This is a genomic window from Paraburkholderia largidicola, from assembly GCF_013426895.1.
GTDB classification, from domain to species: Bacteria; Pseudomonadota; Gammaproteobacteria; order Burkholderiales; family Burkholderiaceae; genus Paraburkholderia; species Paraburkholderia largidicola.
This window is the reverse complement of the sequence record NZ_AP023174.1, coordinates 3,401,961-3,427,041: the sequence shown is the minus strand read 5'-3', so window position 1 is coordinate 3,427,041 and position 25,081 is coordinate 3,401,961. Positions and strand designations below refer to the sequence as shown.

Below are 25,081 nucleotides of genomic sequence, written 5' to 3'. Positions count from 1 at the left end.
TGAGCGCTCACACTTGTCGGCTGTTAATTGAAGACAGGCTCAGGGGTCTGTAGCTCAGTCGGTTAGAGCACCGTCTTGATAAGGCGGGGGTCGATGGTTCGAATCCATCCAGACCCACCATTGCCTTGTCTGGTGTGGTTGCTGATGTAGCTGGCTGGATATGCCCTGTGCGCTGTATGACTGGGGGATTAGCTCAGCTGGGAGAGCACCTGCTTTGCAAGCAGGGGGTCGTCGGTTCGATCCCGTCATCCTCCACCAATTCCCAATGCCTAGCGTTCAGTGCGAACTGAGCATTAAGCATTGGCAATTGAGCCAGTCAGCAAGTGATTTAAGGCATAGCGCCTTATATCGGCTGTCGTTCTTTAACAATCAGGAAGAAGTAGTAAAGAGATTCACGAAAGCGTGCTTAGAGATGGGCGCGTGAGTAGGTGAATCAGGGTTGTGATTGTATCAATGTATTTTTTGAGTTCATCGAAAGACGAACCTGGAATACGGCACAACGCGAATACTCAACCTGTAGCGGATGTTATCCGGTGAGCAATCACTGAGAGACACACCCGTTATAGGGTCAAGCGAACAAGTGCATGTGGTGGATGCCTTGGCGATCACAGGCGATGAAGGACGCGGTAGCCTGCGAAAAGCGGAGGGGAGCTGGCAAACGAGCTTTGATCCTCCGATATCCGAATGGGGAAACCCGGCCCGTATGGGTCATCCATGGCTGAATACATAGGCCATGTGAAGCGAACGCGGTGAACTGAAACATCTAAGTAACCGCAGGAACAGAAATCAACCGAGATTCCCAAAGTAGTGGCGAGCGAAATGGGACCAGCCTGTACTCTTTATCTTCGTTGTTAGCCAAACGCTCTGGAAAGTGCGGCCATAGTGGGTGATAGCCCCGTAGGCGAAAACAGCGAGGAAGAACTAGGTGTACGACAAGTAGGGCGGGACACGTGAAATCCTGTCTGAAGATGGGGGGACCATCCTCCAAGGCTAAATACTCGTGATCGACCGATAGTGAACCAGTACCGTGAGGGAAAGGCGAAAAGAACCCCGGGAGGGGAGTGAAACAGATCCTGAAACCGCATGCATACAAACAGTCGGAGCCTCGCAAGGGGTGACGGCGTACCTTTTGTATAATGGGTCAGCGACTTACATTCAGTGGCGAGCTTAACCGATTAGGGCAGGCGTAGCGAAAGCGAGTCCGAACAGGGCGATTCAGTCGCTGGGTGTAGACCCGAAACCAGGTGATCTATCCATGGCCAGGATGAAGGTGCGGTAACACGTACTGGAGGTCCGAACCCACTAACGTTGAAAAGTTAGGGGATGAGCTGTGGATAGGGGTGAAAGGCTAAACAAACCTGGAAATAGCTGGTTCTCTCCGAAAACTATTTAGGTAGTGCCTCGTGTATCACCTTCGGGGGTAGAGCACTGTCATGGTTGAAGGGTCCATTGCGGATTACTTCGCCATAGCAAACTCCGAATACCGAAGAGTGCAATCACGGGAGACAGACATCGGGTGCTAACGTCCGGTGTCAAGAGGGAAACAACCCAGACCGCCAGCTAAGGTCCCCAAATATGACTAAGTGGGAAACGAAGTGGGAAGGCTAAAACAGTCAGGAGGTTGGCTTAGAAGCAGCCACCCTTTAAAGAAAGCGTAATAGCTCACTGATCGAGTCGTCCTGCGCGGAAGATGTAACGGGGCTAAGTCATATACCGAAGCTGCGGATGCACATTTATGTGCATGGTAGGAGAGCGTTCCGTAAGCCTGCGAAGGTGCGTTGAAAAGCGTGCTGGAGGTATCGGAAGTGCGAATGCTGACATGAGTAGCGATAAAGGGGGTGAAAGGCCCCCTCGCCGTAAGCCCAAGGTTTCCTACGCAACGTTCATCGGCGTAGGGTGAGTCGGCCCCTAAGGCGAGGCAGAAATGCGTAGCTGATGGGAAGCAGGTCAATATTCCTGCACCAGTGTGAAATGCGATGGGGGGACGGATCGCGGAAGGTTGTCCGGGTGTTGGAAGTCCCGGTCGCTGCGTTGGAGAAGGTGCTCTGGCAAATCCGGGCACGGAATTCAAGGGCGTGGCGCGAGCTTCTTCGGAAGCGAAGCAATCGGAAGGGGTTCCAGGAAAAGCCTCTAAGCTTCAGTTTCACATTGACCGTACCGCAAACCGACACAGGTGGGCGAGATGAGTATTCTAAGGCGCTTGAGAGAACTCGGGAGAAGGAACTCGGCAAATTGGTACCGTAACTTCGGGATAAGGTACGCCCCTGTAGCTTGATGCCCCTGCGGGCAAAGGGTGAAGGGGTTGCAATAAACTGGTGGCTGCGACTGTTTAATAAAAACACAGCACTCTGCAAACACGAAAGTGGACGTATAGGGTGTGACGCCTGCCCGGTGCCGGAAGATTAAATGATGGGGTGCAAGCTCTTGATTGAAGTCCCGGTAAACGGCGGCCGTAACTATAACGGTCCTAAGGTAGCGAAATTCCTTGTCGGGTAAGTTCCGACCTGCACGAATGGCGTAACGATGGCCACACTGTCTCCTCCCGAGACTCAGCGAAGTTGAAGTGTTTGTGATGATGCAATCTCCCCGCGGCTAGACGGAAAGACCCCATGAACCTTTACTGTAGCTTTGCATTGGACTTTGAACCGATCTGTGTAGGATAGGTGGGAGGCTATGAAGCGTGAACGCCAGTTTGCGTGGAGCCGTCCTTGAAATACCACCCTGGTTTGTTTGAGGTTCTAACCTTGGCCCGTGATCCGGGTTGGGGACAGTGCATGGTGGGCAGTTTGACTGGGGCGGTCTCCTCCCAAAGTGTAACGGAGGAGTACGAAGGTACGCTAGGTACGGTCGGAAATCGTGCTGATAGTGCAATGGCATAAGCGTGCTTAACTGCGAGACCGACAAGTCGAGCAGGTGCGAAAGCAGGTCATAGTGATCCGGTGGTTCTGTATGGAAGGGCCATCGCTCAACGGATAAAAGGTACTCTGGGGATAACAGGCTGATACCGCCCAAGAGTTCATATCGACGGCGGTGTTTGGCACCTCGATGTCGGCTCATCTCATCCTGGGGCTGTAGCCGGTCCCAAGGGTATGGCTGTTCGCCATTTAAAGAGGTACGTGAGCTGGGTTTAAAACGTCGTGAGACAGTTTGGTCCCTATCTGCCGTGGGCGCTGGATATTTGAAGGGGGCTGCTCCTAGTACGAGAGGACCGGAGTGGACGAACCTCTGGTGTACCGGTTGTCACGCCAGTGGCATCGCCGGGTAGCTATGTTCGGAAGAGATAACCGCTGAAAGCATCTAAGCGGGAAACTCGCCTTGAGATGAGATATCCCCGGGGCTTCGAGCCCCTTGAAGGGTCGTTCAAGACCAGGACGTTGATAGGTCAGGTGTGGAAGCGCAGTAATGCGTTAAGCTAACTGATACTAATTGCCCGTAAGGCTTGATCCTATAACAGGTGTGTCTCGACCAGCGTTAGCGCTTCAGCGCTTACGCTGGTCCGATCCCCGAAGGGGATACTGTGAACCTCCAGAGGAGGTATCAGGACACACAGGTTGAGATCAGTGTTGTGCCAGATTAAACAACACAACCCCCCTCTTTACGCTTCTTCCAGATTGGCTGTGGCGCGCAAAACCGCGACGCAGCAACCCGTCAAAGCCTGATGACCATAGCGAGTCGGTCCCACCCCTTCCCATCCCGAACAGGACCGTGAAACGACTCCACGCCGATGATAGTGCGGATTGCCCGTGTGAAAGTAGGTAATCGTCAGGCTCCCTATATCAACCAGGACCCCGCCCTCAAAAGCGGGGTCTTGGCGTTTGCTCTCTACTATAAGTGAGAGCCTATGGGTTTCGAGCGGTCAAGAGCCACTTGACAAGATGTAATCGCTCCCCCATAATCATCAGTTCTCTGCGGAGGGGTGCCCGAGTGGCTAAAGGGGGCAGACTGTAAATCTGTTGGCTTACGCCTACGTTGGTTCGAATCCAACCTCCTCCACCAGATTTCAAAGTGCTGTAAGGCAGTTGTCGGGAATCGATAGATCCTTGCGGGTGTAGCTCAATGGTAGAGCAGAAGCCTTCCAAGCTTACGACGAGGGTTCGATTCCCTTCACCCGCTCCAGCAAGCAAAGTAGATGTAGCGCCCATGTGGCTCAGTGGTAGAGCACTCCCTTGGTAAGGGAGAGGTCGGCAGTTCGATCCTGCCCATGGGCACCAGCTAGTACCAAAGTGATGGTTTGCGCCCGGCGCAACGTACGGAAAAATCCTCTTAGGAGTCGAAAATGGCCAAAGGTAAGTTTGAGCGGACCAAGCCGCACGTGAACGTCGGCACGATCGGTCACGTTGACCACGGCAAGACCACGCTGACGGCAGCGATCACGACGGTGCTGACGGCAAAGTTCGGCGGCGAAGCAAAGGCGTATGACCAGATCGACGCAGCGCCGGAAGAAAAGGCGCGCGGCATCACGATCAACACGGCACACGTCGAGTACGAAACGGCTAACCGCCACTACGCACACGTCGACTGCCCGGGCCACGCTGACTATGTGAAGAACATGATCACGGGCGCCGCGCAGATGGACGGCGCGATCCTGGTGTGCTCGGCTGCAGACGGCCCGATGCCGCAAACGCGTGAGCACATCCTGCTGGCGCGTCAGGTCGGTGTGCCGTACATCATCGTGTTCCTGAACAAGTGCGACATGGTCGACGACGCCGAGCTGCTCGAGCTGGTCGAAATGGAAGTGCGCGAACTCCTGTCGAAGTACGACTTCCCGGGCGACGACACGCCGATCATCAAGGGTTCGGCGAAGCTGGCGCTCGAAGGCGACAAGGGCGAGCTGGGCGAAGTGGCGATCATGAACCTGGCCGACGCACTGGACACGTACATCCCGACGCCGGAGCGCGCAGTGGACGGCGCGTTCCTGATGCCGGTGGAAGACGTGTTCTCGATCTCGGGTCGTGGCACGGTGGTGACGGGTCGCGTTGAGCGCGGCATCGTCAAGGTCGGCGAGGAAATCGAAATCGTCGGTATCAAGCCGACGGTGAAGACGACCTGCACGGGCGTGGAAATGTTCCGCAAGCTGCTCGACCAGGGTCAGGCAGGCGACAACGTCGGTATCCTGCTGCGCGGCACGAAGCGTGAAGACGTGGAGCGTGGCCAGGTGCTGGCCAAGCCGGGCTCGATCACGCCGCACACGCACTTCACGGCTGAAGTGTACGTGCTGAGCAAGGACGAAGGCGGCCGTCACACGCCGTTCTTCAACAACTACCGTCCGCAGTTCTACTTCCGTACGACGGACGTGACGGGCTCGATCGAGCTGCCGAAGGACAAGGAAATGGTGATGCCGGGCGACAACGTGTCGATCACGGTGAAGCTGATCGCGCCGATCGCGATGGAAGAAGGTCTGCGCTTCGCAATCCGCGAAGGTGGCCGTACCGTCGGCGCAGGTGTCGTCGCCAAGATCATCGAGTAAGCCAGCTAGTTCTCGTTGATCGGTTGTTTCGGGGTTGGCGATGCCGCCAACCCCAATGGTTTAGGGGTATAGCTCAACTGGCAGAGCGTCGGTCTCCAAAACCGAAGGTTGGGGGTTCGATTCCCTCTGCCCCTGCCAACTCTCGCGTCGTATGTGACGCTCGTTAAGGTGTTATGGCGAATCCTTCCGTCGAAACTGTTAATACTTCCAACGACAAGCTCATGCTCGTCGCCGGCGTATTGTTGGTCTTGGCTGGGTTCGTGGGGTTCTTCTGGCTGAATGGCCAAGAGTGGTACGTCCGCGGAGCAGCTCTGGCTGTCGGGCTGATCGCAGGCGTCGCAGTCGGTCTTCTCTCAGCGCCCGGCAAAGGTTTTATCGCGTTCGCCAAAGATTCATACAAAGAAGTCCGCAAAGTTGTCTGGCCGACCCGCAAGGAAGCGAGTCAAACGACTTTGGTAGTTTTCGGATTCGTACTGATCATGGCGGTGTTCCTCTGGATTTGTGATAAATCCATCGAGTGGACAATTTTCTCGGCGATTCTGGGTTGGAAATGATATGAGTGATATTCCGGCATCCCCGAGCGGAAAACGTTGGTACGTGGTGCACGCCTACTCCGGCATGGAGAAGAGCGTGCAACGTGCGCTTCAAGAGCGCATTGAGCGTGCCGGCATGCAGGACAAATTTGGCCAGATTCTCGTCCCGACGGAAGAAGTCGTCGAGGTGAAGGGTGGCCACAAGTCGGTGACCGAACGTCGTTTCTTTCCGGGCTATGTGCTCGTTGAAATGGAGATGACGGACGAGACGTGGCACCTCGTGAAAAACACGGCGAAGGTGACTGGTTTCGTGGGCGGTGCGCGTAATCGTCCGAGCCCGATTTCCCCGCGGGAAGTCGAGAAAATCATGTCGCAGATGCAGGAAGGCGTCGAGAAGCCGCGCCCGAAGACCCTGTTTGAAGTGGGCGAGATGGTTCGCGTGAAGGACGGTCCTTTCACCGACTTCAACGGCAGCGTCGAGGAAGTGAATTACGAAAAGTCGCGTGTCCGTGTATCTGTGACGATTTTCGGTCGCGCGACGCCAGTCGAACTAGAGTTCGGTCAGGTCGAAAAGTTGTAACTCAGGTTTCGCGGATCGCGCCAAACGGCGCGGTCCGTCTTTCGCGCTTACGGTCCGCGTAATGGCCGTTGAGGAGCGTCGGTAGTCGGAGTTTGACGAGGGCGCGTTACTACTCATCGAACGCACTAGCGTTCTAAAGAGGTTTTTCACATGGCAAAGAAAATCATCGGCTTTATCAAGCTGCAGATTCCTGCAGGTAAAGCCAATCCGTCGCCGCCGGTCGGTCCGGCTCTGGGTCAGCGCGGCCTGAACATCATGGAGTTCTGCAAGGCGTTCAACGCGCAGACTCAAGCGATGGAGCCGGGTCTGCCGATTCCGGTCGTCATCACCGCGTTCGCGGACAAGAGCTTCACGTTCGTTCTGAAGACGCCGCCCGCTACCGTCCTGATCAAGAAGGCCGCGAAGCTGGACAAGGGTTCGAGCAAGCCGCACACCGACAAGGTCGGCAAGATCACGCGCGCTCAAGCTGAAGAAATCGCCAAGACCAAGATGCCGGATCTTACGGCAGCTGATCTGGACGCGGCGGTTCGTACGATCGCTGGTAGCGCCCGCTCGATGGGCATCACCGTGGAGGGCGTGTAAATGGCTAAGCTTTCGAAGCGTCTGCAAGCATTTGCAAACAAGGTTGATCGTCAAAAGCTGTACGCGATCGACGAGGCCCTGTCGCTCGTGAAGGAATGCGCAAGCGCGAAGTTCGACGAGTCGATCGACGTTGCAGTGCAGCTCGGCATCGACGCGAAGAAGTCGGACCAGGTCGTTCGTGGTTCGGTCGTTCTGCCGGCTGGTACCGGTAAGTCGGTCCGCGTTGCTGTGTTCGCCCAAGGCGAAAAGGCTGAGCAGGCTCGTGCAGCCGGCGCTGAAATCGTCGGTATGGAAGACCTGGCTGAGCAGGTCAAGGCCGGTAACCTGAATTTCGACGTCGTGATCGCTTCGCCGGACACGATGCGCGTTGTCGGTACGCTGGGCCAGATCCTCGGCCCGCGCGGCCTGATGCCGAACCCGAAGGTCGGTACGGTCACCCCTGACGTCGCGACGGCAGTCAAGAATGCAAAGGCCGGTCAGGTTCAGTTCCGTGTCGACAAAGCCGGTATCATCCACGCAACCATTGGTCGCGCATCGTTCGAGCCGACGGCTCTGCGTTCGAATCTGAGCGCGCTGGTCGAAGCGCTGCAAAAGGCGAAGCCGGCAACGAGCAAGGGCGTGTACCTGCGCAAGATCGCACTGTCGAGCACCATGGGTGTTGGCGTTCGCGTCGACCAGGCAACGCTGGCAGCACAGTAAAGTTTTAGCCGCCCTGGTCGGAAGGCCGGGGCGGATTTAAGGGCTTTGGGCGGTCGCAAGATTGCAGTCTCGATCTGGCGGCCGGTTGTCAAAGACCGTTGGTGGAGGCGCAGCAGTTGGGTGCTTCCTTAATTCAAGCCAACGCAGATGGCGAACCCGAAAAAGTTTTGAAGTGGTGAAGCCGTTCGATCCCCACAGCCATGTGGATCTCGAGCGGTCGAAGTACTCCTGACTGGTCGGACGCCGTTGTTGAACGCGATGTGCGAGGCATTTGCCAAGTGCATCGAATCTGGAGGTTAACCGTGCCACTCAACAAAGAAAGTAAGCAGGCCGTTGTAGCTGAGGTTTCCGCGCAAGTCGCGAAAGCTCAGACCGTGGTTCTGGCTGAGTATCGTGGGATCACGGTTGGCGATCTGACCAAGCTGCGCGCGAAAGCGCGCGAGCAACAGGTGTATCTGCGCGTGTTGAAGAACACGCTGGCGCGTCGCGCTGTCGAAGGTACCCCGTTTGCTCCGCTGGCTGAGCAGATGACTGGTCCGCTGATCTACGGCATCTCGGAAGATGCAATTGCTGCTGCTAAGGTCGTCAATGACTTCAGCAAGAGCAATGACAAGTTGGTCATCAAGGCCGGTTCCTACGAAGGCAAGGTGATGGACAAGGCAGGCGTGCAAGCGCTGGCCAACATCCCGAGCCGCGAGGAACTGCTCTCCAAGCTGTTGTTCGTTATGCAAGCTCCTGTTTCTGGCTTCGCGCGTGCTCTGGCCGCGCTGGCAGAAAAGAAGGAAAGCGAAGCTGCGTAAGCAGTGCATCGACGCACTTCAGTCGAGCGTAATTGATCGCTGGCTGTATCCGAATTCAATTTAGGAGTATTTCAAATGGCAATCGCAAAAGAAGACATCCTCGAAGCCGTAGGCGCGATGTCGGTTCTGGAACTGAACGAACTGGTCAAGGCATTCGAAGAGAAGTTTGGCGTGTCGGCTGCTGCTGTTGCAGTTGCTGGCCCCGCAGGCGCAGGCGGCGGCGCTGCTGCTGCTGAAGAGCAAACCGAGTTCACGGTTATCCTGACCGAAACGGGCGCAAACAAGGTTTCCGTGATTAAGGCAGTTCGCGAACTGACGGGCCTGGGCCTGAAGGAAGCGAAGGACCTGGTCGACGGTGCACCGAAGCCTGTTAAGGAAGCGGTACCGAAGGCTGCTGCTGAAGAAGCCAAGAAGAAGCTGGAAGAAGCCGGCGCGAAGGCTGAAATCAAGTAAGTTTCGGCGCGCTGTGCGAAGGCTGGCGGTTTTCCACCGCCGGCCTTTTTGTGCTTTGTGGGAACGACGTTTTGGCGCGCAAGTTTCGGCAAAAACGTACTCCCAGAAGCCAAAGAAAATCGCCGTTCGGCAAGTTCGACTGGCGCTTCTCTTTGTCTTCTGAAGCGACTGCAGAAGGCAAGTTTGGTCGGGTAGCGGGCAACACAGGCATCCGCTGCCGTCAGCCAGCGGTTGGTAGCGGCCAACCACCAAGCTTCTAGGCTCGTTCAAGCCATCGGACGGCCAACGGGTCTCAGTCGGTGAACACTCGGGTTGTCACATCAAGGTATCCCGCCTCGACAACAATGCCCGCCGTGATTCGGAGATCGTATGCAATATTCCTTCACCGAGAAGAAGCGTATTCGCAAGAGTTTCGCGAAGCGCCCCATCGTTCACCAAGTACCTTTCCTGCTGGCTACCCAGCTTGAATCATTCAGCACGTTTCTGCAAGCAGAAGTGCCCACGGTGCAGCGCAAACCGGAAGGTCTGCAAGCTGCGTTCACCTCAGTTTTCCCCATTGTTTCGCATAACGGCTTCGCTCGTCTAGAGTTCGTCAGCTACATGCTGTCGCCGCCGGCATTCAACATCAAGGAATGTCAGCAGCGCGGTCTGACTTACTGCTCGGCGCTGCGAGCGAAGGTGCGTCTGGTGCTGCTCGACAAGGAATCGCCGAGCAAGCCCGTCGTCAAGGAAGTGAAGGAGCAGGAAGTGTACATGGGCGAAATTCCGCTCATGACGCCGACTGGCTCGTTCGTCATCAACGGCACGGAACGTGTGATCGTGTCGCAGCTGCACCGTTCGCCTGGTGTGTTCTTCGAGCACGACAAGGGCAAGACGCACAGCTCCGGCAAGCTGCTGTTTTCGGCACGGATCATCCCTTACCGCGGCTCGTGGCTCGACTTCGAATTCGACCCGAAGGACGTGCTGTACTTCCGCGTCGACCGTCGTCGCAAGATGCCCGTCACGATCCTGCTGAAGGCAATCGGCCTGACGCCGGAACAGATCCTCGCAAACTTCTTCGTGTTCGATAACTTCACACTGATGCCGGAAGGCGCGCAGATGGAGTTCGTGCCGGAGCGTCTGCGCGGTGAAGTCGCGCGCTTCGACATTACGGATCGCGACGGCAAGGTCATCGTCCAGAAGGACAAGCGTATCAACGCGAAGCACATTCGCGACCTCGAAAACGCGAAGACGAAATACATTTCGGTCCCCGAAGATTATTTGCTCGGCCGCGTGCTGGCGAAGAACGTCGTTGATGGCGACACGGGCGAAGTGATCGCGAACGCGAACGACGAAGTCACCGAAAGCGTGCTCGAAAAGCTGCGCGAAGCGAAGATCAAGGACATCCAGACGCTCTACACGAACGATCTGGACCAGGGTCCGTACATCTCGTCGACGCTGCGTATCGACGAAACGGCCGACAAGATGGCCGCGCGTATCGCGATTTACCGGATGATGCGTCCGGGCGAACCGCCGACGGAAGAAGCCGTCGAGGCGCTGTTCAACCGTCTGTTCTACAGCGAAGAAGCGTACGACCTGTCGAAGGTGGGTCGTATGAAGTTCAATCGCCGTGTCGGCCGTGACGAAATCGTCGGCCCGATGACGCTGCAGGACGACGACATCCTCGCGACGATCAAGATCCTCGTCGAACTGCGTAACGGCAAGGGCGAAGTGGACGACATCGACCACTTGGGCAATCGTCGTGTGCGTTGCGTCGGCGAACTGGCGGAGAACCAGTTCCGTGCGGGTCTCGTGCGTGTCGAACGTGCAGTGAAGGAACGCCTCGGCCAGGCCGAAAGCGAAAACCTGATGCCGCACGACCTGATCAACTCGAAGCCGATTTCGTCGGCGATTCGCGAGTTCTTCGGTTCGTCGCAGCTGTCGCAGTTCATGGACCAGACCAATCCGCTGTCGGAAATCACCCACAAGCGCCGTGTCTCGGCACTTGGCCCGGGCGGTCTGACGCGTGAGCGCGCTGGCTTTGAAGTCCGCGACGTGCACCCGACGCACTATGGCCGCGTGTGTCCGATTGAAACGCCGGAAGGTCCGAACATCGGCCTGATCAACTCGCTGGCTCTGTACGCGCACCTGAACGAATACGGCTTCCTCGAAACGCCGTATCGCAAGGTGACGGACAGCAAGGTCACGGACCAGATCGACTATCTGTCGGCAATCGAAGAAGGCCGTTACGTGATCGCTCAGGCGAACGCGGCAGTGGCTGAAGACGGCACGCTGACCGACGAACTCGTTTCGTCGCGTGAAGCGGGCGAAACGCTGATGGTCACGCCGGACCGCATCCAGTACATGGACGTGGCGCCGTCGCAGATCGTGTCGGTGGCAGCATCGCTGATTCCGTTCCTCGAGCACGATGACGCGAACCGTGCACTGATGGGCTCGAACATGCAGCGTCAGGCTGTGCCGTGTCTGCGTCCGGAAAAGCCGGTCGTCGGTACGGGTATCGAGCGTACGGTGGCTGTCGACTCGGGCACGACCGTGCAAGCGCTGCGCGGCGGTGTGGTCGATTACGTCGACGCAGGCCGTATCGTGATTCGCGTGAACGACGATGAAGCGGTGGCTGGCGACGTCGGTGTCGACATCTACAACCTGATCAAGTACACGCGTTCGAACCAGAACACGAACATCAACCAGCGTCCGATCGCGAAGGTCGGCGATAAGGTTGCGCGCGGTGACGTGCTGGCTGACGGCGCTTCGACGGACCTCGGTGAACTGGCGCTTGGCCAGAACATGCTGGTCGCGTTCATGCCGTGGAACGGCTACAACTTCGAAGACTCGATCCTGATCTCGGAGAAGGTTGTTGCGGACGACCGTTACACGTCGATCCACATCGAAGAACTGAATGTCGTAGCTCGCGACACGAAGCTCGGACCGGAAGAAATCACGCGCGACATTTCGAACCTCGCGGAAGTGCAGCTTGGCCGTCTCGATGAGTCGGGCATCGTGTACATCGGCGCGGAAGTCGAAGCAGGCGACGTGCTGGTCGGCAAGGTCACGCCGAAGGGCGAAACCCAGCTGACGCCGGAAGAAAAGCTGCTGCGCGCGATCTTCGGCGAGAAGGCGTCGGACGTGAAGGACACGTCGCTGCGCGTGCCGTCGGGCATGAGCGGCACCGTGATCGACGTGCAGGTGTTCACGCGTGAAGGCATCCAGCGCGACAAGCGTGCGCAACAGATCATCGACGATGAACTGAAGCGCTATCGCCTCGACCTGAACGACCAGCTGCGTATCGTGGAAGGCGACGCGTTCCAGCGTCTCGCGCGTATGCTCGAAGGCAAGGTTGCGAACGGCGGTCCGAAGAAGCTCGCGAAGGGCACGAAGATCGAACGCGCTTACCTGGAAGATCTGGATCACTACCACTGGTTCGACATCCGCCTGGCGGACGAAGAAGCAGCGGCCCAGCTCGAAGCCATCAAGGATTCGATCGAACAGAAGCGTCACCAGTTCGACCTCGCGTTCGAAGAGAAGCGCAAGAAGCTCACGCAAGGCGACGAACTGCCGCCGGGCGTGCTGAAGATGGTCAAGGTGTACCTGGCTGTGAAGCGCCGTCTGCAGCCTGGCGACAAGATGGCAGGCCGTCACGGTAACAAGGGTGTCGTGTCGAAGATCGTTCCGATCGAAGACATGCCGTACATGGCCGATGGCCGTCCGGCTGACGTCGTGCTGAACCCGCTGGGCGTTCCGTCGCGGATGAACGTGGGTCAGGTTCTCGAAGTGCATCTGGGTTGGGCCGCGAAGGGTCTGGGCTGGCGTATCGGCGAAATGCTGCAGCGTCAGGCGAAGATCGAAGAAGTTCGCAAGTTCCTGACCAAGATCTACAACGAGTCGGGCCGTGCGGAAGAGCTGGAAAGCTTCTCCGACGACGAAATCCTCGAGCTCGCGAAGAACCTGCGCGAAGGCGTGCCGTTCGCAACGCCGGTGTTCGACGGTGCAACGGAAGAGGAAATGTCCAGCATGCTGGATCTGGCCTACCCGGACGACATCGCGCAGAACCTTGGCATGACGAAGTCGAAGAACCAGGTGCGTTTGTATGACGGCCGCACGGGTGAAGCCTTCGAACGTACGGTGACGGTTGGCTACATGCACTACCTGAAGCTGCACCACCTGGTCGACGACAAGATGCACGCGCGTTCGACGGGTCCGTACTCGCTGGTCACGCAGCAGCCGCTGGGTGGTAAGGCGCAGTTCGGTGGTCAGCGCTTCGGTGAAATGGAAGTGTGGGCGCTCGAAGCCTACGGCGCATCGTATGTGCTGCAGGAAATGTTGACGGTCAAGTCGGACGACGTGACGGGCCGGACCAAGGTTTACGAGAACCTGGTGAAGGGCGATCACGTGATCGACGCGGGCATGCCGGAATCCTTCAACGTGCTGGTGAAGGAAATCCGCTCGCTCGGTATCGACATCGACCTCGACCGCAACTAATCGGACTACGGAGAGAAAGCAATGAAAGCTCTGCTCGATCTATTCAAGCAAGTCCAACAGGAAGAAGTTTTCGACGCGATCAAGATCGGTCTGGCCTCGCCGGACAAGATCCGTTCGTGGTCGTTCGGTGAAGTCAAGAAGCCGGAAACGATCAACTACCGCACCTTCAAGCCGGAGCGGGATGGTCTGTTCTGCGCGAAGATTTTCGGTCCGATCAAGGACTACGAATGCCTTTGCGGCAAGTACAAGCGCTTGAAGCATCGTGGCGTGATCTGCGAGAAGTGCGGCGTCGAAGTGACGCTCGCGAAGGTGCGTCGCGAACGCATGGGCCACATCGAACTGGCCTCGCCTGTCGCGCACATCTGGTTCTTGAAGTCGCTGCCGTCGCGTCTGGGCATGGTGCTCGACATGACGCTGCGCGACATCGAACGCGTGCTGTACTTCGAAGCCTACGTGGTGATCGATCCGGGCATGACGCCGCTGAAGGCGCGTCAGATCATGACGGAAGAGGATTACTACAATAAGGTCGAAGAGTACGGTGACGAATTCCGCGCTGAAATGGGCGCGGAAGGCGTGCGCGAACTGCTGCGCGCGATCAACATCGACGAGCAGGTCGAAACGCTGCGCTCGGAGCTGAAGAACACGGGTTCGGAAGCGAAGATCAAGAAGTACGCGAAGCGTCTGAAGGTACTCGAGGCATTCCAGCGTTCGGGCATCAAGCCCGAGTGGATGATTCTCGAAGTGCTGCCGGTGCTGCCGCCGGAACTGCGTCCGCTGGTTCCGCTGGACGGCGGTCGTTTCGCGACTTCGGACCTGAACGACCTGTATCGCCGCGTGATCAACCGTAACAACCGGTTGAAGCGTCTGCTCGAACTGAAGGCGCCTGAAATCATCGTCCGCAACGAAAAGCGGATGCTGCAGGAAGCTGTCGATTCGCTGCTGGACAACGGCCGTCGCGGTAAGGCGATGACGGGCGCGAACAAGCGTCCGCTGAAGTCGCTCGCCGACATGATCAAGGGTAAAGGCGGTCGTTTCCGTCAGAACCTGCTGGGTAAGCGCGTCGACTACTCGGGCCGTTCGGTCATCGTGGTCGGCCCGACGCTGAAGCTGCATCAGTGCGGTCTGCCGAAGCTGATGGCGCTCGAACTGTTCAAGCCGTTCATCTTCAACAAGCTGGAAGTGATGGGTGTTGCTACCACCATCAAGGCTGCGAAGAAGGAAGTCGAGAACCAGACGCCGGTGGTGTGGGACATCCTCGAAGAGGTGATCCGCGAGCATCCGGTCATGCTGAACCGTGCGCCGACGCTGCACCGACTTGGCATTCAGGCTTTCGAGCCGGTGCTGATCGAAGGTAAGGCAATCCAGCTGCACCCGCTCGTTTGCGCGGCGTTCAACGCCGACTTCGACGGTGACCAGATGGCTGTTCACGTTCCGCTGTCGCTCGAAGCGCAGATGGAAGCGCGCACGCTGATGCTGGCGTCGAACAACGTGCTGTTCCCGGCCAACGGCGATCCGTCGATCGTGCCGTCGCAGGATATCGTGCTCGGCCTGTACTACGCGACGCGCGAAGCGATCAACGGCAAGGGCGAAGGCCTGACGTTCACGGGCGTGTCGGAAGCGCTGCGCGCGTACGAGAACAAGGAAGTCGAGCTGGCCTCGCGCGTCAACGTGCGGATCACCGAAATGGTCCACAACGAAGACACGTCGGAAGGCGCACCGAAGTTCGTGCCGAAGATCTCGCTGTACGCGACGACCGTCGGCCGCGCAATCCTGTCGGAAATCCTTCCGCCGGGCCTGCCGTTCTCGGTGCTGAACAAGCCGCTGAAGAAGAAGGAAATCTCGCGTCTGATCAACACGGCATTCCGCAAGTGCGGTCTGCGCGAGACGGTGATTTTCGCTGACCAGCTGATGCAGTCGGGCTTCCGCCTGGCAACGCGCGCCGGTATTTCGATCTGCGTCGACGACATGCTCGTGCCGCCGCAGAAAGAAACGATCGTCGGCGACGCCGCGAAGAAGGTGAAGGAATACGACCGTCAGTACATGTCGGGTCTCGTCACCGCGCAGGAACGCTACAACAACGTGGTCGACATCTGGTCGGCAACGTCGGAAGCGGTCGGCAAGGCGATGATGGAGCAGCTCGCCACGGAACCGGTGGTCGATCGCGACGGTAACGAAACGCGTCAGGAATCGTTCAACTCGATCTACATGATGGCCGACTCGGGCGCGCGGGGTTCCGCGGTCCAGATCCGTCAGTTGGCGGGGATGCGCGGCCTGATGGCGAAGCCGGACGGCTCGATTATCGAAACGCCGATTACCGCGAACTTCCGCGAAGGTCTGAACGTGTTGCAGTACTTCATCTCGACCCACGGTGCACGTAAGGGTCTGGCTGATACGGCACTGAAGACCGCCAACTCGGGTTACCTGACGCGTCGTCTGGTCGACGTCACGCAGGATCTCGTGGTGGTCGAGGACGATTGCGGCACGTCGAACGGTGTGGCGATGAAGGCCCTCGTGGAAGGCGGTGAAGTCGTCGAAGCGCTGCGTGACCGTATTCTCGGCCGTGTCGCGGTGGCGGACGTCGTCAATCCGGAAACGCAGGAAACGCTGTACGAAGCGGGCTCGCTGCTTGACGAAGATTCGGTTGAAGAGATCGAGCGTCTGGGCATCGACGAAGTGCGCGTGCGCACGCCGCTGACCTGCGAAACGCGTTACGGTCTGTGCGCGTCGTGCTATGGCCGCGATCTGGGCCGTGGCTCGCTGGTGAACGTCGGTGAAGCTGTCGGCGTGATCGCTGCACAGTCGATCGGTGAGCCGGGCACGCAGCTGACCATGCGTACGTTCCACATCGGTGGTGCGGCATCGCGTGCGGCAGTGGCGTCGTCGGTTGAAGCGAAGTCGAACGGTACGGTGCGTTTCACGTCGACGATGCGTTACGTGACGAATGCGAAGGGCGAGCAGATCGTCATTTCGCGTTCGGGCGAAGCGATGATCACCGACGATCACGGCCGCGAGCGCGAGCGTCACAAGGTGCCGTACGGCGCGACGCTGCTGCAACTCGACGGCGCGCAGATCAAGGCGGGCACGCAACTGGCCACGTGGGATCCGCTGACGCGTCCGATCATCACCGAGTGGGGCGGTACGGTGAAGTTCGAAAACGTCGAAGAAGGCGTGACGGTCGCGAAGCAGATCGACGACGTGACGGGTCTTTCGACGCTGGTCGTGATCGACGTGAAGCGCCGCGGCTCGCAGGCTTCGAAGAGCGTGCGTCCGCAGGTGAAGCTGCTCGACGCGAACGGCGAAGAAGTCAAGATCCCGAACTCGGAGCACTCGGTTCAGATCGGCTTCCAGGTCGGCGCACTGATCACCGTGAAGGACGGTCAGCAGGTTCAGGTGGGTGAAGTGCTCGCACGTATCCCGACTGAAGCGCAGAAGACGCGTGACATTACGGGTGGTCTGCCGCGTGTGGCGGAACTGTTCGAAGCACGTTCGCCGAAGGACGCAGGTATCCTGGCGGAAGTCACGGGTACAACGTCGTTCGGTAAGGACACGAAGGGCAAGCAGCGTCTCGTTATCACGGACCTCGAAGGCAATCAGCACGAGTTCCTGATCGCGAAGGAAAAGCAGGTTCTGGTGCACGATGGTCAGGTCGTCAACAAGGGCGAAATGATCGTCGACGGGCCGGCGGATCCGCACGACATCCTGCGTCTGCAGGGTATCGAAGCGCTGTCGCGTTACATCGTGGACGAAGTGCAGGACGTGTACCGTCTGCAGGGCGTGAAGATCAACGACAAGCACATCGAGGTGATCGTGCGTCAGATGCTGCGTCGCGTGCAGATCAGCGACAACGGCGATACGCGCTTCATCCCGGGTGAGCAGGTCGAGCGTTCGGACATGCTGGACGAAAACGATCGCATGATCGCGGAAGACAAGCGTCCGGCAACGTACGAGAACATCCTGCTGGGTATCACGAAGGCGTCGCTCTCGACCGATTCGTTCATCTCCGCGGCATCGTTCCAGGAAACGACCCGCGTGCTGACGGAAGCGGCGATCATGGGCAAGCGCGACGATCTGCGTGGCCTGAAGGAAAACGTGATCGTCGGTCGTCTGATTCCGGCCGGTACGGGGCTCGCGTTCCACAAGGCACGCAAGAGCAAGGAAATGGCGGATCGCGAGCGTTTCGACCAGATCGCTGCAGAAGAGGCCTTCGAGTTCGGTACGCCGGAAACCCCGGCCGCCGAGCAAACGCCGCACACCAACGAGTAAGCCGGCAGGCGGCGCAAGCCGCCATGTCTGCAAGGTTGTTGGCAAAACCGCCCGGTTTCGACCGGGCGGTTTTTTTTCGTCAATCGGATTCACGTTTTTGCCTATGTCGTTCGGACTCTGCCGGATGGTCAGTTACACGACAAAGCTCGGGCGAAGTGCGATTGCGTTGGTAAAATTCGAGTCACCCGCTCCGCGCACTTCACTCTCTCCTTCATGTCCCGTTCGCTCCAGATCCTCAACGAAGTTTTCGGTTATCCCGCGTTTCGAGGGCAGCAGGGCGAAATCGTCGAACACGTTTCTTCGGGCGGCGACTGTCTGGTGTTGATGCCAACGGGTGGCGGCAAATCGCTGTGTTATCAGATTCCGTCGCTGGTGCGGCGTGAGGCGGGCTTGGGCGCGGGCATCGTCGTCTCGCCGTTGATCGCGCTGATGCAGGATCAGGTGGCGGCGCTGAGGGAAGTCGGTGTGCGCGCGGCGTATCTGAACTCGACGCTGTCGGGCGCCGATGCAGCCGCGACGGAGCGTGCGCTGCGTGAAGGCGAAATCGATCTGCTGTATGTCGCGCCCGAGCGGCTGATGACGCCGCGCTTTCTTGATCTGCTCGAACGCGCGCGCATCGGACTGTTCGCAATCGACGAAGCGCATTGCGTGTCGCAATGGGGCCACGATTTCAGGCCTGAATACATCCAGCTGTCCGTGTTGCACGAGCGGTTCCCTTCGGTGCCGCGCATCGCTTTGACCGCCACGGCCGACGCGATCACGCGCGACGAAATCATCCACCGCCTGGCGCTCGACGACGCGCGGGTGTTCGTATCGAGCTTCGATCGGCCGAATATTCGATACCGTATCGTCGAGAAGGACAACGCGCGTTCGCAACTGCTCGACTTCATTCGCGCGGAACACACGCGCACTGACGGCACCACTGACGCGGGTGTCGTGTATTGCCTGTCGCGCCGCAAGGTCGAGGAGACGGCCGAATGGCTCAAGGCGCAGGGCGTGCGGGCGCTGCCGTATCACGCGGGGATGGAGTTCGAAGTGCGTCAGCGGCATCAGGAAATCTTCCAGCGCGAAGAAGGCATCGTGATGTGCGCGACGATCGCGTTCGGCATGGGCATCGACAAGCCGGACGTGCGCTTTGTCGCGCATCTGGATTTGCCGAAGAGCGTCGAAGGCTATTACCAGGAAACGGGCCGTGCCGGCCGCGATGGTTTGCCGGCAAACGCGTGGATGACCTACGGTCTCGGCGACGTCGTGCAGCAGCGCAAGATGATCGACGAGTCCGAAGCCGACGATGCGCATAAGCGCGTGCAAACCGGCAAGCTCGATGCGTTGCTCGGCTTATGCGAAACGGCGACGTGCCGGCGCGTGCGGCTGCTCGCTTACTTCGGCGAAGAGGGCAAGCCCTGCGGCAACTGCGATACCTGTCTCGAGCCGCCGGCGTCGTGGGATGCGACGCGTGAATCGCAGATGGCGCTGTCATGCGCGTTTCGCGCGCAGCGCGCCAGCGGATTCAATTTCGGCGCAGGACATCTGATCGACATCCTTCGCGGCAATCGTACTGAGAAGATTCTCCAGCGCGGGCACGAGAAGCTGAGCACATTCGGAATCGGTGCGGCGTTGTCCGAGCATGAATGGCGCGCCGTGTTTCGCCAGTTGGTCGCATTCGGATTTCTCACCGTCGATCACGACGGTTTCGGCGCACTCGTGCTGACCGAAGCCAGCAAGCCTGTTCTGAAAGGCGAGCAACAAGTGACGATGCGCCGCTATGTGAAGCCGGTGCGCACGCGTCAATCTTCCGGACGCACAAGCGAGCGCGCCGATCCGACCGCCGGTATGAATTCACGTGAGCGTGCGCGCTGGGACCGTCTGCGCGCCTGGCGCACCGAAACCGCGAGGAGCGACGGCGTACCGGCGTACGTCATTTTCCACGACGCGACGCTGGCCGAAATCGCGCGCAACTCCCCCGGATCCCTCGACGACTTGCGGCACATCCCGGGCATGGGCGCGCGCAAGCTCGACCGTTTCGGCGACGAACTCCTCGAAGTCGTCGCTGCGGATTGAGCCAGCACGGTTCGCCAACCCTTTCGGATCGGTGCAACCTGTTGACTCGTTTGGGATTTTCGGAATATGATGCTAGGTTCCGGTTCTTGGCAGGATTGCGTGCGGCGCAAGCTCGTCGCCAAAACGTCGAGGCTGGAAGTCAGCAGTAGCCAAAAACGCGTCATTTTCTGCTTTGCCCAGAAAGAACGCGTCGATTTTGTTCAATTTCAGGAATAAACAATGCCAACCATCAATCAACTGGTTCGCAAAGGCCGCACGTCGGAAACGACGAAGAGCAAGAGCCCGGCCTTGCAGGACTGCCCCCAGCGTCGTGGCGTGTGCACCCGTGTGTACACCACGACGCCTAAGAAGCCTAACTCGGCACTCCGTAAGGTTGCCAAGGTTCGTCTGACGAACGGCTTCGAAGTCATTTCGTACATCGGTGGTGAAGGCCACAACCTGCAGGAACACTCGGTCGTGCTGATTCGCGGCGGCCGTGTGAAGGACTTGCCGGGTGTGCGTTACCACATGGTTCGTGGCTCGCTGGATACCCAGGGCGTCAAGGATCGTAAGCAAGCTCGCTCGAAGTACGGTGCGAAGCGTGCCAAGGCTGGCAAGTAAGCAGCCAGTCAGCAGTAACAGGTCGCTCGCAGGAGCGGTTTAGCGGTGGTGCCGGATAGCCGGTGCTGTCGAGTAAGTGGTCACCCGACCAGGCTGGTAAGTCGTAATAGATGAATCGGGTTAGTTGGTGGCCGCGGGGTGAGTGCACGAAGCACCGCTCCAACTGAAAAGTCAAAGGAAGAAACATGCCGCGTCGTCGCGAAGTCCCCAAGCGGGAAGTGTTGCCGGATCCGAAGTTCGGTAACGTTGATGTTGCAAAATTCATGAACGTGCTGATGCTCTCCGGCAAGAAGTCGGTTGCCGAGCGCATCGTGTACGGCGCTTTCGAACAGATCCAGACCAAGGGTGGCAAGGACCCGCTGGAAGTGTTCACGGTAGCGCTCAACAACGTGAAGCCGGTGGTCGAAGTCAAGAGCCGTCGCGTTGGTGGTGCGAACTATCAGGTTCCGGTCGAAGTGCGTCCGTCGCGTCGTATGGCATTGGCGATGCGTTGGCTGCGTGAAGCCGCGAAGAAGCGCAGCGAGAAGTCGATGGCTCTGCGTCTGGCTGGTGAACTCTCCGAAGCGGCTGAAGGCCGTGGCGGCGCGATGAAGAAGCGCGACGAAGTTCACCGGATGGCAGAAGCCAACAAGGCGTTCTCGCATTTCCGTTTCTAAGCATCCCGTCCCCGGGCTGGCAGTAAAGCGGAAAGAAATTCCGGGCGGGTGCGCTTATCAAGCGCCTCGCCCGTTTGTGTTAGAGCGCGATGGACTGGTTTCCATCGTGTTATCCCAATAGAGGATCAAAGTGGCTCGCAAGACACCTATCGAGCGCTACCGTAACATCGGTATTAGCGCTCACATCGACGCCGGCAAAACGACGACGACCGAGCGCATCCTGTTCTATACCGGCGTGAACCACAAGATCGGTGAAGTGCACGACGGCGCCGCAACCATGGACTGGATGGAGCAGGAACAGGAGCGTGGTATCACCATCACGTCCGCTGCTACCACGGCGTTCTGGAAGGGCATGGCAGGCGACCGCGCTGAGCACCGCATCAACATCATCGACACGCCGGGCCACGTCGACTTCACGATTGAAGTCGAGCGCTCGATGCGCGTGCTCGACGGTGCGTGCATGGTCTACTGCGCCGTGGGCGGCGTGCAGCCGCAGTCGGAAACGGTGTGGCGCCAGGCGAACAAGTACAAGGTTCCCCGTCTCGCGTTCATCAACAAGATGGACCGTACCGGCGCGAACTTCTTCAAGGTCTATGACCAGCTCAAGCTGCGTCTGAAGGCGAACCCGGTTCCCGTCGTCGTGCCGATCGGCGCGGAAGAGAACTTCACGGGCGTCGTCGATCTGATGAAGATGAAGGCGATCATTTGGGACGAGGCGTCGCAAGGCACCAAGTTCTCGTACGAAGACATCCCGGCTGAACTGGTCGATTCGTGCAATGAATGGCGCGAAAAGATGATCGAAGCCGCGGCTGAATCGAGCGAAGACTTGATGAACAAATACCTCGAAGAAGGCGAGCTGACGGAAGCGGAAATCATCAAGGGTCTGCGCGACCGTACGATCGCTTGCGAAATCCAGCCGATGCTGTGCGGCACCGCGTTCAAGAACAAGGGCGTTCAACGCATGCTGGACGCCGTTCTGGACTTCCTGCCGTCGCCGATCGACATTCCGCCGGTTACGGGCGAACTGGAAAACGGCGAAAAGGGTGAGCGCCGCGCTGCTGACGACGAAAAGTTCTCGGCACTGGCATTCAAGATCATGACGGACCCGTTCGTCGGCCAGCTGATCTTCTTCCGTGTGTACTCGGGCGTTGTGAATTCGGGCGACACCGTGCTGAACGCGACCAAAGACAAGAAGGAACGTCTCGGTCGTATTCTGCAGATGCACGCGAACCAGCGCGAAGAAATCAAGGAAGTGCGCGCAGGCGACATCGCTGCTGCAGTCGGCCTGAAAGACGCAACGACGGGCGACACGCTGTGCGATCCGCAAAGCCCGATCGTGCTTGAACGCATGATTTTCCCGGAGCCGGTGATTTCGCAGGCTGTTGAGCCGAAGACGAAGCCTGACCAGGAAAAGATGGGTCTGGCGCTGAACCGTCTGGCTCAGGAAGATCCGTCGTTCCGCGTTCAAACGGACGAAGAATCGGGTCAAACCATTATTTCGGGCATGGGCGAGCTCCACCTCGAAATTCTGGTTGACCGTATGAAGCGCGAATTCGGCGTTGAAGCGACCGTCGGCAAGCCGCAGGTTGCTTACCGTGAAACGATTCGCGGTAAGGCGGAAGACGTTGACGGCAAGTTCGTCAAGCAGTCGGGTGGTCGCGGCCAGTACGGTCACGCGGTCATCACGCTCGAGCCGAACGAACAAGGCAAGGGCTACGAGTTCCTCGACGAGATCAAGGGTGGTGTGATTCCGCGTGAATACATCCCGGCGGTCGACAAGGGTATTCAGGAAACGCTGAAGGCAGGCGTGCTGGCAGGCTTCCCGGTCGTCGACGTCAAGGTTCACCTGACGTTCGGTTCGTACCACGACGTTGACTCGAACGAAAATGCGTTCCGCATGGCCGGCTCGATGGCGTTCAAGGAAGCAATGCGCAAGGCTCAACCGGTCATCCTCGAACCGATGATGGCTGTCGAAGTCGAAACGCCGGAAGACTACATGGGCAACGTGATGGGCGACCTGTCGGGCCGTCGCGGTATCGTCCAGGGCATGGACGACATGGTGGGCGGCGGCAAGATCGTCCGCGCTGAAGTGCCGCTGTCGGAGATGTTTGGCTACTCGACGTCGCTGCGCTCGCTGACGCAAGGTCGCGCAACGTACACGATGGAATTCAAGCACTACGCAGAAGCGCCGCGTAACGTGTCGGAAGCGATCATCAACGCGAAGTCGAAGTAAGACCTCGCATAGTCATTCATCGAACAACTTTTTTGAAAGAAGAGAAACATGGCTAAAGGTAAATTCGAACGGACCAAGCCGCACGTGAACGTCGGCACGATCGGTCACGTTGACCACGGCAAGACCACGCTGACGGCAGCGATCACGACGGTGCTGACGGCAAAGTTCGGCGGCGAAGCAAAGGCGTATGACCAGATCGACGCAGCGCCGGAAGAAAAGGCGCGCGGCATCACGATCAACACGGCACACGTCGAGTACGAAACGGCTAACCGCCACTACGCACACGTCGACTGCCCGGGCCACGCTGACTATGTGAAGAACATGATCACGGGCGCCGCGCAGATGGACGGCGCGATCCTGGTGTGCTCGGCTGCAGACGGCCCGATGCCGCAAACGCGTGAGCACATCCTGCTGGCGCGTCAGGTCGGTGTGCCGTACATCATCGTGTTCCTGAACAAGTGCGACATGGTCGACGACGCCGAGCTGCTCGAGCTGGTCGAAATGGAAGTGCGCGAACTCCTGTCGAAGTACGACTTCCCGGGCGACGACACGCCGATCATCAAGGGTTCGGCGAAGCTGGCGCTCGAAGGCGACAAGGGCGAGCTGGGCGAAGTGGCGATCATGAACCTGGCCGACGCACTGGACACGTACATCCCGACGCCGGAGCGCGCAGTGGACGGCGCGTTCCTGATGCCGGTGGAAGACGTGTTCTCGATCTCGGGTCGTGGCACGGTGGTGACGGGTCGCGTTGAGCGCGGCATCGTCAAGGTCGGCGAGGAAATCGAAATCGTCGGTATCAAGCCGACGGTGAAGACGACCTGCACGGGCGTGGAAATGTTCCGCAAGCTGCTCGACCAGGGTCAGGCAGGCGACAACGTCGGTATCCTGCTGCGCGGCACGAAGCGTGAAGACGTGGAGCGTGGCCAGGTGCTGGCCAAGCCGGGCTCGATCACGCCGCACACGCACTTCACGGCTGAAGTGTACGTGCTGAGCAAGGACGAAGGCGGCCGTCACACGCCGTTCTTCAACAACTACCGTCCGCAGTTCTACTTCCGTACGACGGACGTGACGGGCTCGATCGAGCTGCCGAAGGACAAGGAAATGGTGATGCCGGGCGACAACGTGTCGATCACGGTGAAGCTGATCGCGCCGATCGCGATGGAAGAAGGTCTGCGCTTCGCAATCCGCGAAGGTGGCCGTACCGTCGGCGCAGGTGTCGTCGCCAAGATCATCGAGTAAAATCGAAGATTGCTGTAGCAGTATGCAGTGCCCGGGTCCGGGCACTCGCGTCCAGCGGGCGCCCGGACCTACGTTCTTTTTCTAATCGGCGGTGCAATATCGCCTCGCTCTTTCCAAGGAATTCGTCATGCAGAACCAGAAAATCCGCATTCGCCTGAAGGCTTTCGACTATCGTCTGATCGATCAATCGGCAGCTGAGATCGTCGACACGGCAAAGCGGACTGGCGCAATCGTTCGCGGTCCGGTGCCCCTGCCGACCCGTATACAGCGTTTCGACATCCTGCGTTCGCCGCACGTCAACAAGACGTCGCGCGACCAGCTCGAAATCCGCACGCACCAACGCCTGATGGACATCGTCGATCCGACGGACAAGACCGTTGACGCGCTGATGAAGCTGGACTTGCCGGCTGGCGTAGACGTCGAAATCAAGCTGCAGTAA

General features: G+C 58.7%; 15 protein-coding genes, 6 tRNA genes and 2 rRNA genes. All 23 read left to right on the top strand.

Annotated features, from left to right (window positions below; genetic code table 11):
- Positions 1 to 43: 43 nt before the first annotated feature.
- The 23 genes from PPGU16_RS15305 to rpsJ all read left to right on the top strand — a co-directional run bounded on the left by PPGU16_RS15305 (position 44) and on the right by rpsJ (position 25,081).
- Positions 44 to 120, top strand: a tRNA-Ile gene (locus tag PPGU16_RS15305).
- A gap of 62 nt (positions 121 to 182) precedes the next feature.
- Positions 183 to 258, top strand: a tRNA-Ala gene (locus PPGU16_RS15300).
- Positions 259 to 566: 308 nt separating this feature from the next.
- A 23S ribosomal RNA gene (locus tag PPGU16_RS15295) occupies positions 567 to 3,447 on the top strand.
- 207 nt (positions 3,448 to 3,654) lie between these two features.
- Positions 3,655 to 3,768, top strand: a 5S ribosomal RNA gene (rrf, locus tag PPGU16_RS15290).
- Between the two features lie 142 nt (positions 3,769 to 3,910).
- Positions 3,911 to 3,996 (top strand) — tRNA-Tyr (locus PPGU16_RS15285).
- A 46-nt stretch (positions 3,997 to 4,042) separates the two neighbouring features.
- Positions 4,043 to 4,116, top strand: a tRNA-Gly gene (locus PPGU16_RS15280).
- A 20-nt stretch (positions 4,117 to 4,136) separates the two neighbouring features.
- Positions 4,137 to 4,211, top strand: a tRNA-Thr gene (locus PPGU16_RS15275).
- 65 nt (positions 4,212 to 4,276) lie between these two features.
- Positions 4,277 to 5,467, top strand: a complete 1,191-nt coding sequence (gene tuf, locus PPGU16_RS15270) for an elongation factor Tu (protein WP_028371383.1) — start codon at positions 4,277 to 4,279, stop codon at positions 5,465 to 5,467.
- Positions 5,468 to 5,529: 62 nt separating this feature from the next.
- Positions 5,530 to 5,605 (top strand) — tRNA-Trp (locus PPGU16_RS15265).
- A gap of 35 nt (positions 5,606 to 5,640) precedes the next feature.
- Positions 5,641 to 6,021 (top strand): preprotein translocase subunit SecE, encoded by a 381-nt coding sequence (secE, locus tag PPGU16_RS15260; protein ID WP_180720776.1) that lies wholly within the window; start codon positions 5,641 to 5,643, stop codon positions 6,019 to 6,021.
- 1 nt (position 6,022) lies between these two features.
- Positions 6,023 to 6,580 carry a transcription termination/antitermination protein NusG gene (gene nusG / locus PPGU16_RS15255; RefSeq protein ID WP_007578364.1) on the top strand — a complete coding sequence of 186 codons (558 nt, stop codon included), beginning with the start codon at positions 6,023 to 6,025 and terminating at the stop codon, positions 6,578 to 6,580.
- A 150-nt stretch (positions 6,581 to 6,730) separates the two neighbouring features.
- Positions 6,731 to 7,162 carry a 50S ribosomal protein L11 gene (rplK, locus tag PPGU16_RS15250; RefSeq protein WP_007578363.1) on the top strand — a complete coding sequence of 144 codons (432 nt, stop codon included), beginning with the start codon at positions 6,731 to 6,733 and terminating at the stop codon, positions 7,160 to 7,162.
- On the top strand, positions 7,163 to 7,861 hold the full coding sequence (gene rplA / locus PPGU16_RS15245; RefSeq protein WP_007578362.1) for a 50S ribosomal protein L1: 699 nt from the start codon (positions 7,163 to 7,165) through the stop codon (positions 7,859 to 7,861).
- A 302-nt stretch (positions 7,862 to 8,163) separates the two neighbouring features.
- Positions 8,164 to 8,661: a 50S ribosomal protein L10 gene (rplJ, locus tag PPGU16_RS15240; RefSeq protein ID WP_035988790.1), complete on the top strand. Its 498-nt coding sequence runs from the start codon at positions 8,164 to 8,166 to the stop codon at positions 8,659 to 8,661.
- Between the two features lie 75 nt (positions 8,662 to 8,736).
- Positions 8,737 to 9,114 (top strand): 50S ribosomal protein L7/L12, encoded by a 378-nt coding sequence (rplL, locus tag PPGU16_RS15235; RefSeq protein ID WP_035988792.1) that lies wholly within the window; start codon positions 8,737 to 8,739, stop codon positions 9,112 to 9,114.
- Between the two features lie 369 nt (positions 9,115 to 9,483).
- Positions 9,484 to 13,590, top strand: a complete 4,107-nt coding sequence (gene rpoB / locus PPGU16_RS15230) for a DNA-directed RNA polymerase subunit beta (protein WP_180720774.1) — start codon at positions 9,484 to 9,486, stop codon at positions 13,588 to 13,590.
- Positions 13,591 to 13,611: 21 nt separating this feature from the next.
- Positions 13,612 to 17,853 (top strand): DNA-directed RNA polymerase subunit beta', encoded by a 4,242-nt coding sequence (rpoC, locus tag PPGU16_RS15225; protein WP_180720772.1) that lies wholly within the window; start codon positions 13,612 to 13,614, stop codon positions 17,851 to 17,853.
- Positions 17,854 to 18,066: 213 nt separating this feature from the next.
- Positions 18,067 to 19,914 (top strand): DNA helicase RecQ, encoded by a 1,848-nt coding sequence (recQ, locus tag PPGU16_RS15220; RefSeq protein ID WP_180720770.1) that lies wholly within the window; start codon positions 18,067 to 18,069, stop codon positions 19,912 to 19,914.
- 219 nt (positions 19,915 to 20,133) lie between these two features.
- Positions 20,134 to 20,514 carry a 30S ribosomal protein S12 gene (gene rpsL, locus PPGU16_RS15215; RefSeq protein WP_006053290.1) on the top strand — a complete coding sequence of 127 codons (381 nt, stop codon included), beginning with the start codon at positions 20,134 to 20,136 and terminating at the stop codon, positions 20,512 to 20,514.
- Positions 20,515 to 20,699: 185 nt separating this feature from the next.
- Positions 20,700 to 21,170 (top strand): 30S ribosomal protein S7, encoded by a 471-nt coding sequence (gene rpsG, locus PPGU16_RS15210; RefSeq protein WP_006053291.1) that lies wholly within the window; start codon positions 20,700 to 20,702, stop codon positions 21,168 to 21,170.
- 130 nt (positions 21,171 to 21,300) lie between these two features.
- Positions 21,301 to 23,403 (top strand): elongation factor G, encoded by a 2,103-nt coding sequence (gene fusA, locus PPGU16_RS15205; RefSeq protein WP_180720768.1) that lies wholly within the window; start codon positions 21,301 to 21,303, stop codon positions 23,401 to 23,403.
- 48 nt (positions 23,404 to 23,451) lie between these two features.
- Complete coding sequence (gene tuf, locus PPGU16_RS15200; protein WP_028371383.1) at positions 23,452 to 24,642, top strand: elongation factor Tu; 1,191 nt, start codon at positions 23,452 to 23,454, stop codon at positions 24,640 to 24,642.
- Between the two features lie 127 nt (positions 24,643 to 24,769).
- Positions 24,770 to 25,081, top strand: a complete 312-nt coding sequence (gene rpsJ / locus PPGU16_RS15195) for a 30S ribosomal protein S10 (protein WP_006998489.1) — start codon at positions 24,770 to 24,772, stop codon at positions 25,079 to 25,081.

Bases quoted from the DNA above. Each gene is read 5' to 3' on its own strand.
- tuf (WP_028371383.1), top strand. From the start codon at position 4,277: ATGGCCAAAGGTAAGTTTGAGCGGACCAAGCCGCACGTGAACGTCGGC.
- rpoB (WP_180720774.1), top strand. From the start codon at position 9,484: ATGCAATATTCCTTCACCGAGAAGAAGCGTATTCGCAAGAGTTTCGCG.
- nusG (WP_007578364.1), top strand. From the start codon at position 6,023: ATGAGTGATATTCCGGCATCCCCGAGCGGAAAACGTTGGTACGTGGTG.
- recQ (WP_180720770.1), top strand. From the start codon at position 18,067: ATGTCCCGTTCGCTCCAGATCCTCAACGAAGTTTTCGGTTATCCCGCG.
- rplA (WP_007578362.1), top strand. From the start codon at position 7,163: ATGGCTAAGCTTTCGAAGCGTCTGCAAGCATTTGCAAACAAGGTTGAT.
- rpsL (WP_006053290.1), top strand. From the start codon at position 20,134: ATGCCAACCATCAATCAACTGGTTCGCAAAGGCCGCACGTCGGAAACG.
- rpsG (WP_006053291.1), top strand. From the start codon at position 20,700: ATGCCGCGTCGTCGCGAAGTCCCCAAGCGGGAAGTGTTGCCGGATCCG.
- rpsJ (WP_006998489.1), top strand. From the start codon at position 24,770: ATGCAGAACCAGAAAATCCGCATTCGCCTGAAGGCTTTCGACTATCGT.
- rplL (WP_035988792.1), top strand. From the start codon at position 8,737: ATGGCAATCGCAAAAGAAGACATCCTCGAAGCCGTAGGCGCGATGTCG.
- tuf (WP_028371383.1), top strand. From the start codon at position 23,452: ATGGCTAAAGGTAAATTCGAACGGACCAAGCCGCACGTGAACGTCGGC.
- rpoC (WP_180720772.1), top strand. From the start codon at position 13,612: ATGAAAGCTCTGCTCGATCTATTCAAGCAAGTCCAACAGGAAGAAGTT.
- secE (WP_180720776.1), top strand. From the start codon at position 5,641: ATGGCGAATCCTTCCGTCGAAACTGTTAATACTTCCAACGACAAGCTC.
- rplK (WP_007578363.1), top strand. From the start codon at position 6,731: ATGGCAAAGAAAATCATCGGCTTTATCAAGCTGCAGATTCCTGCAGGT.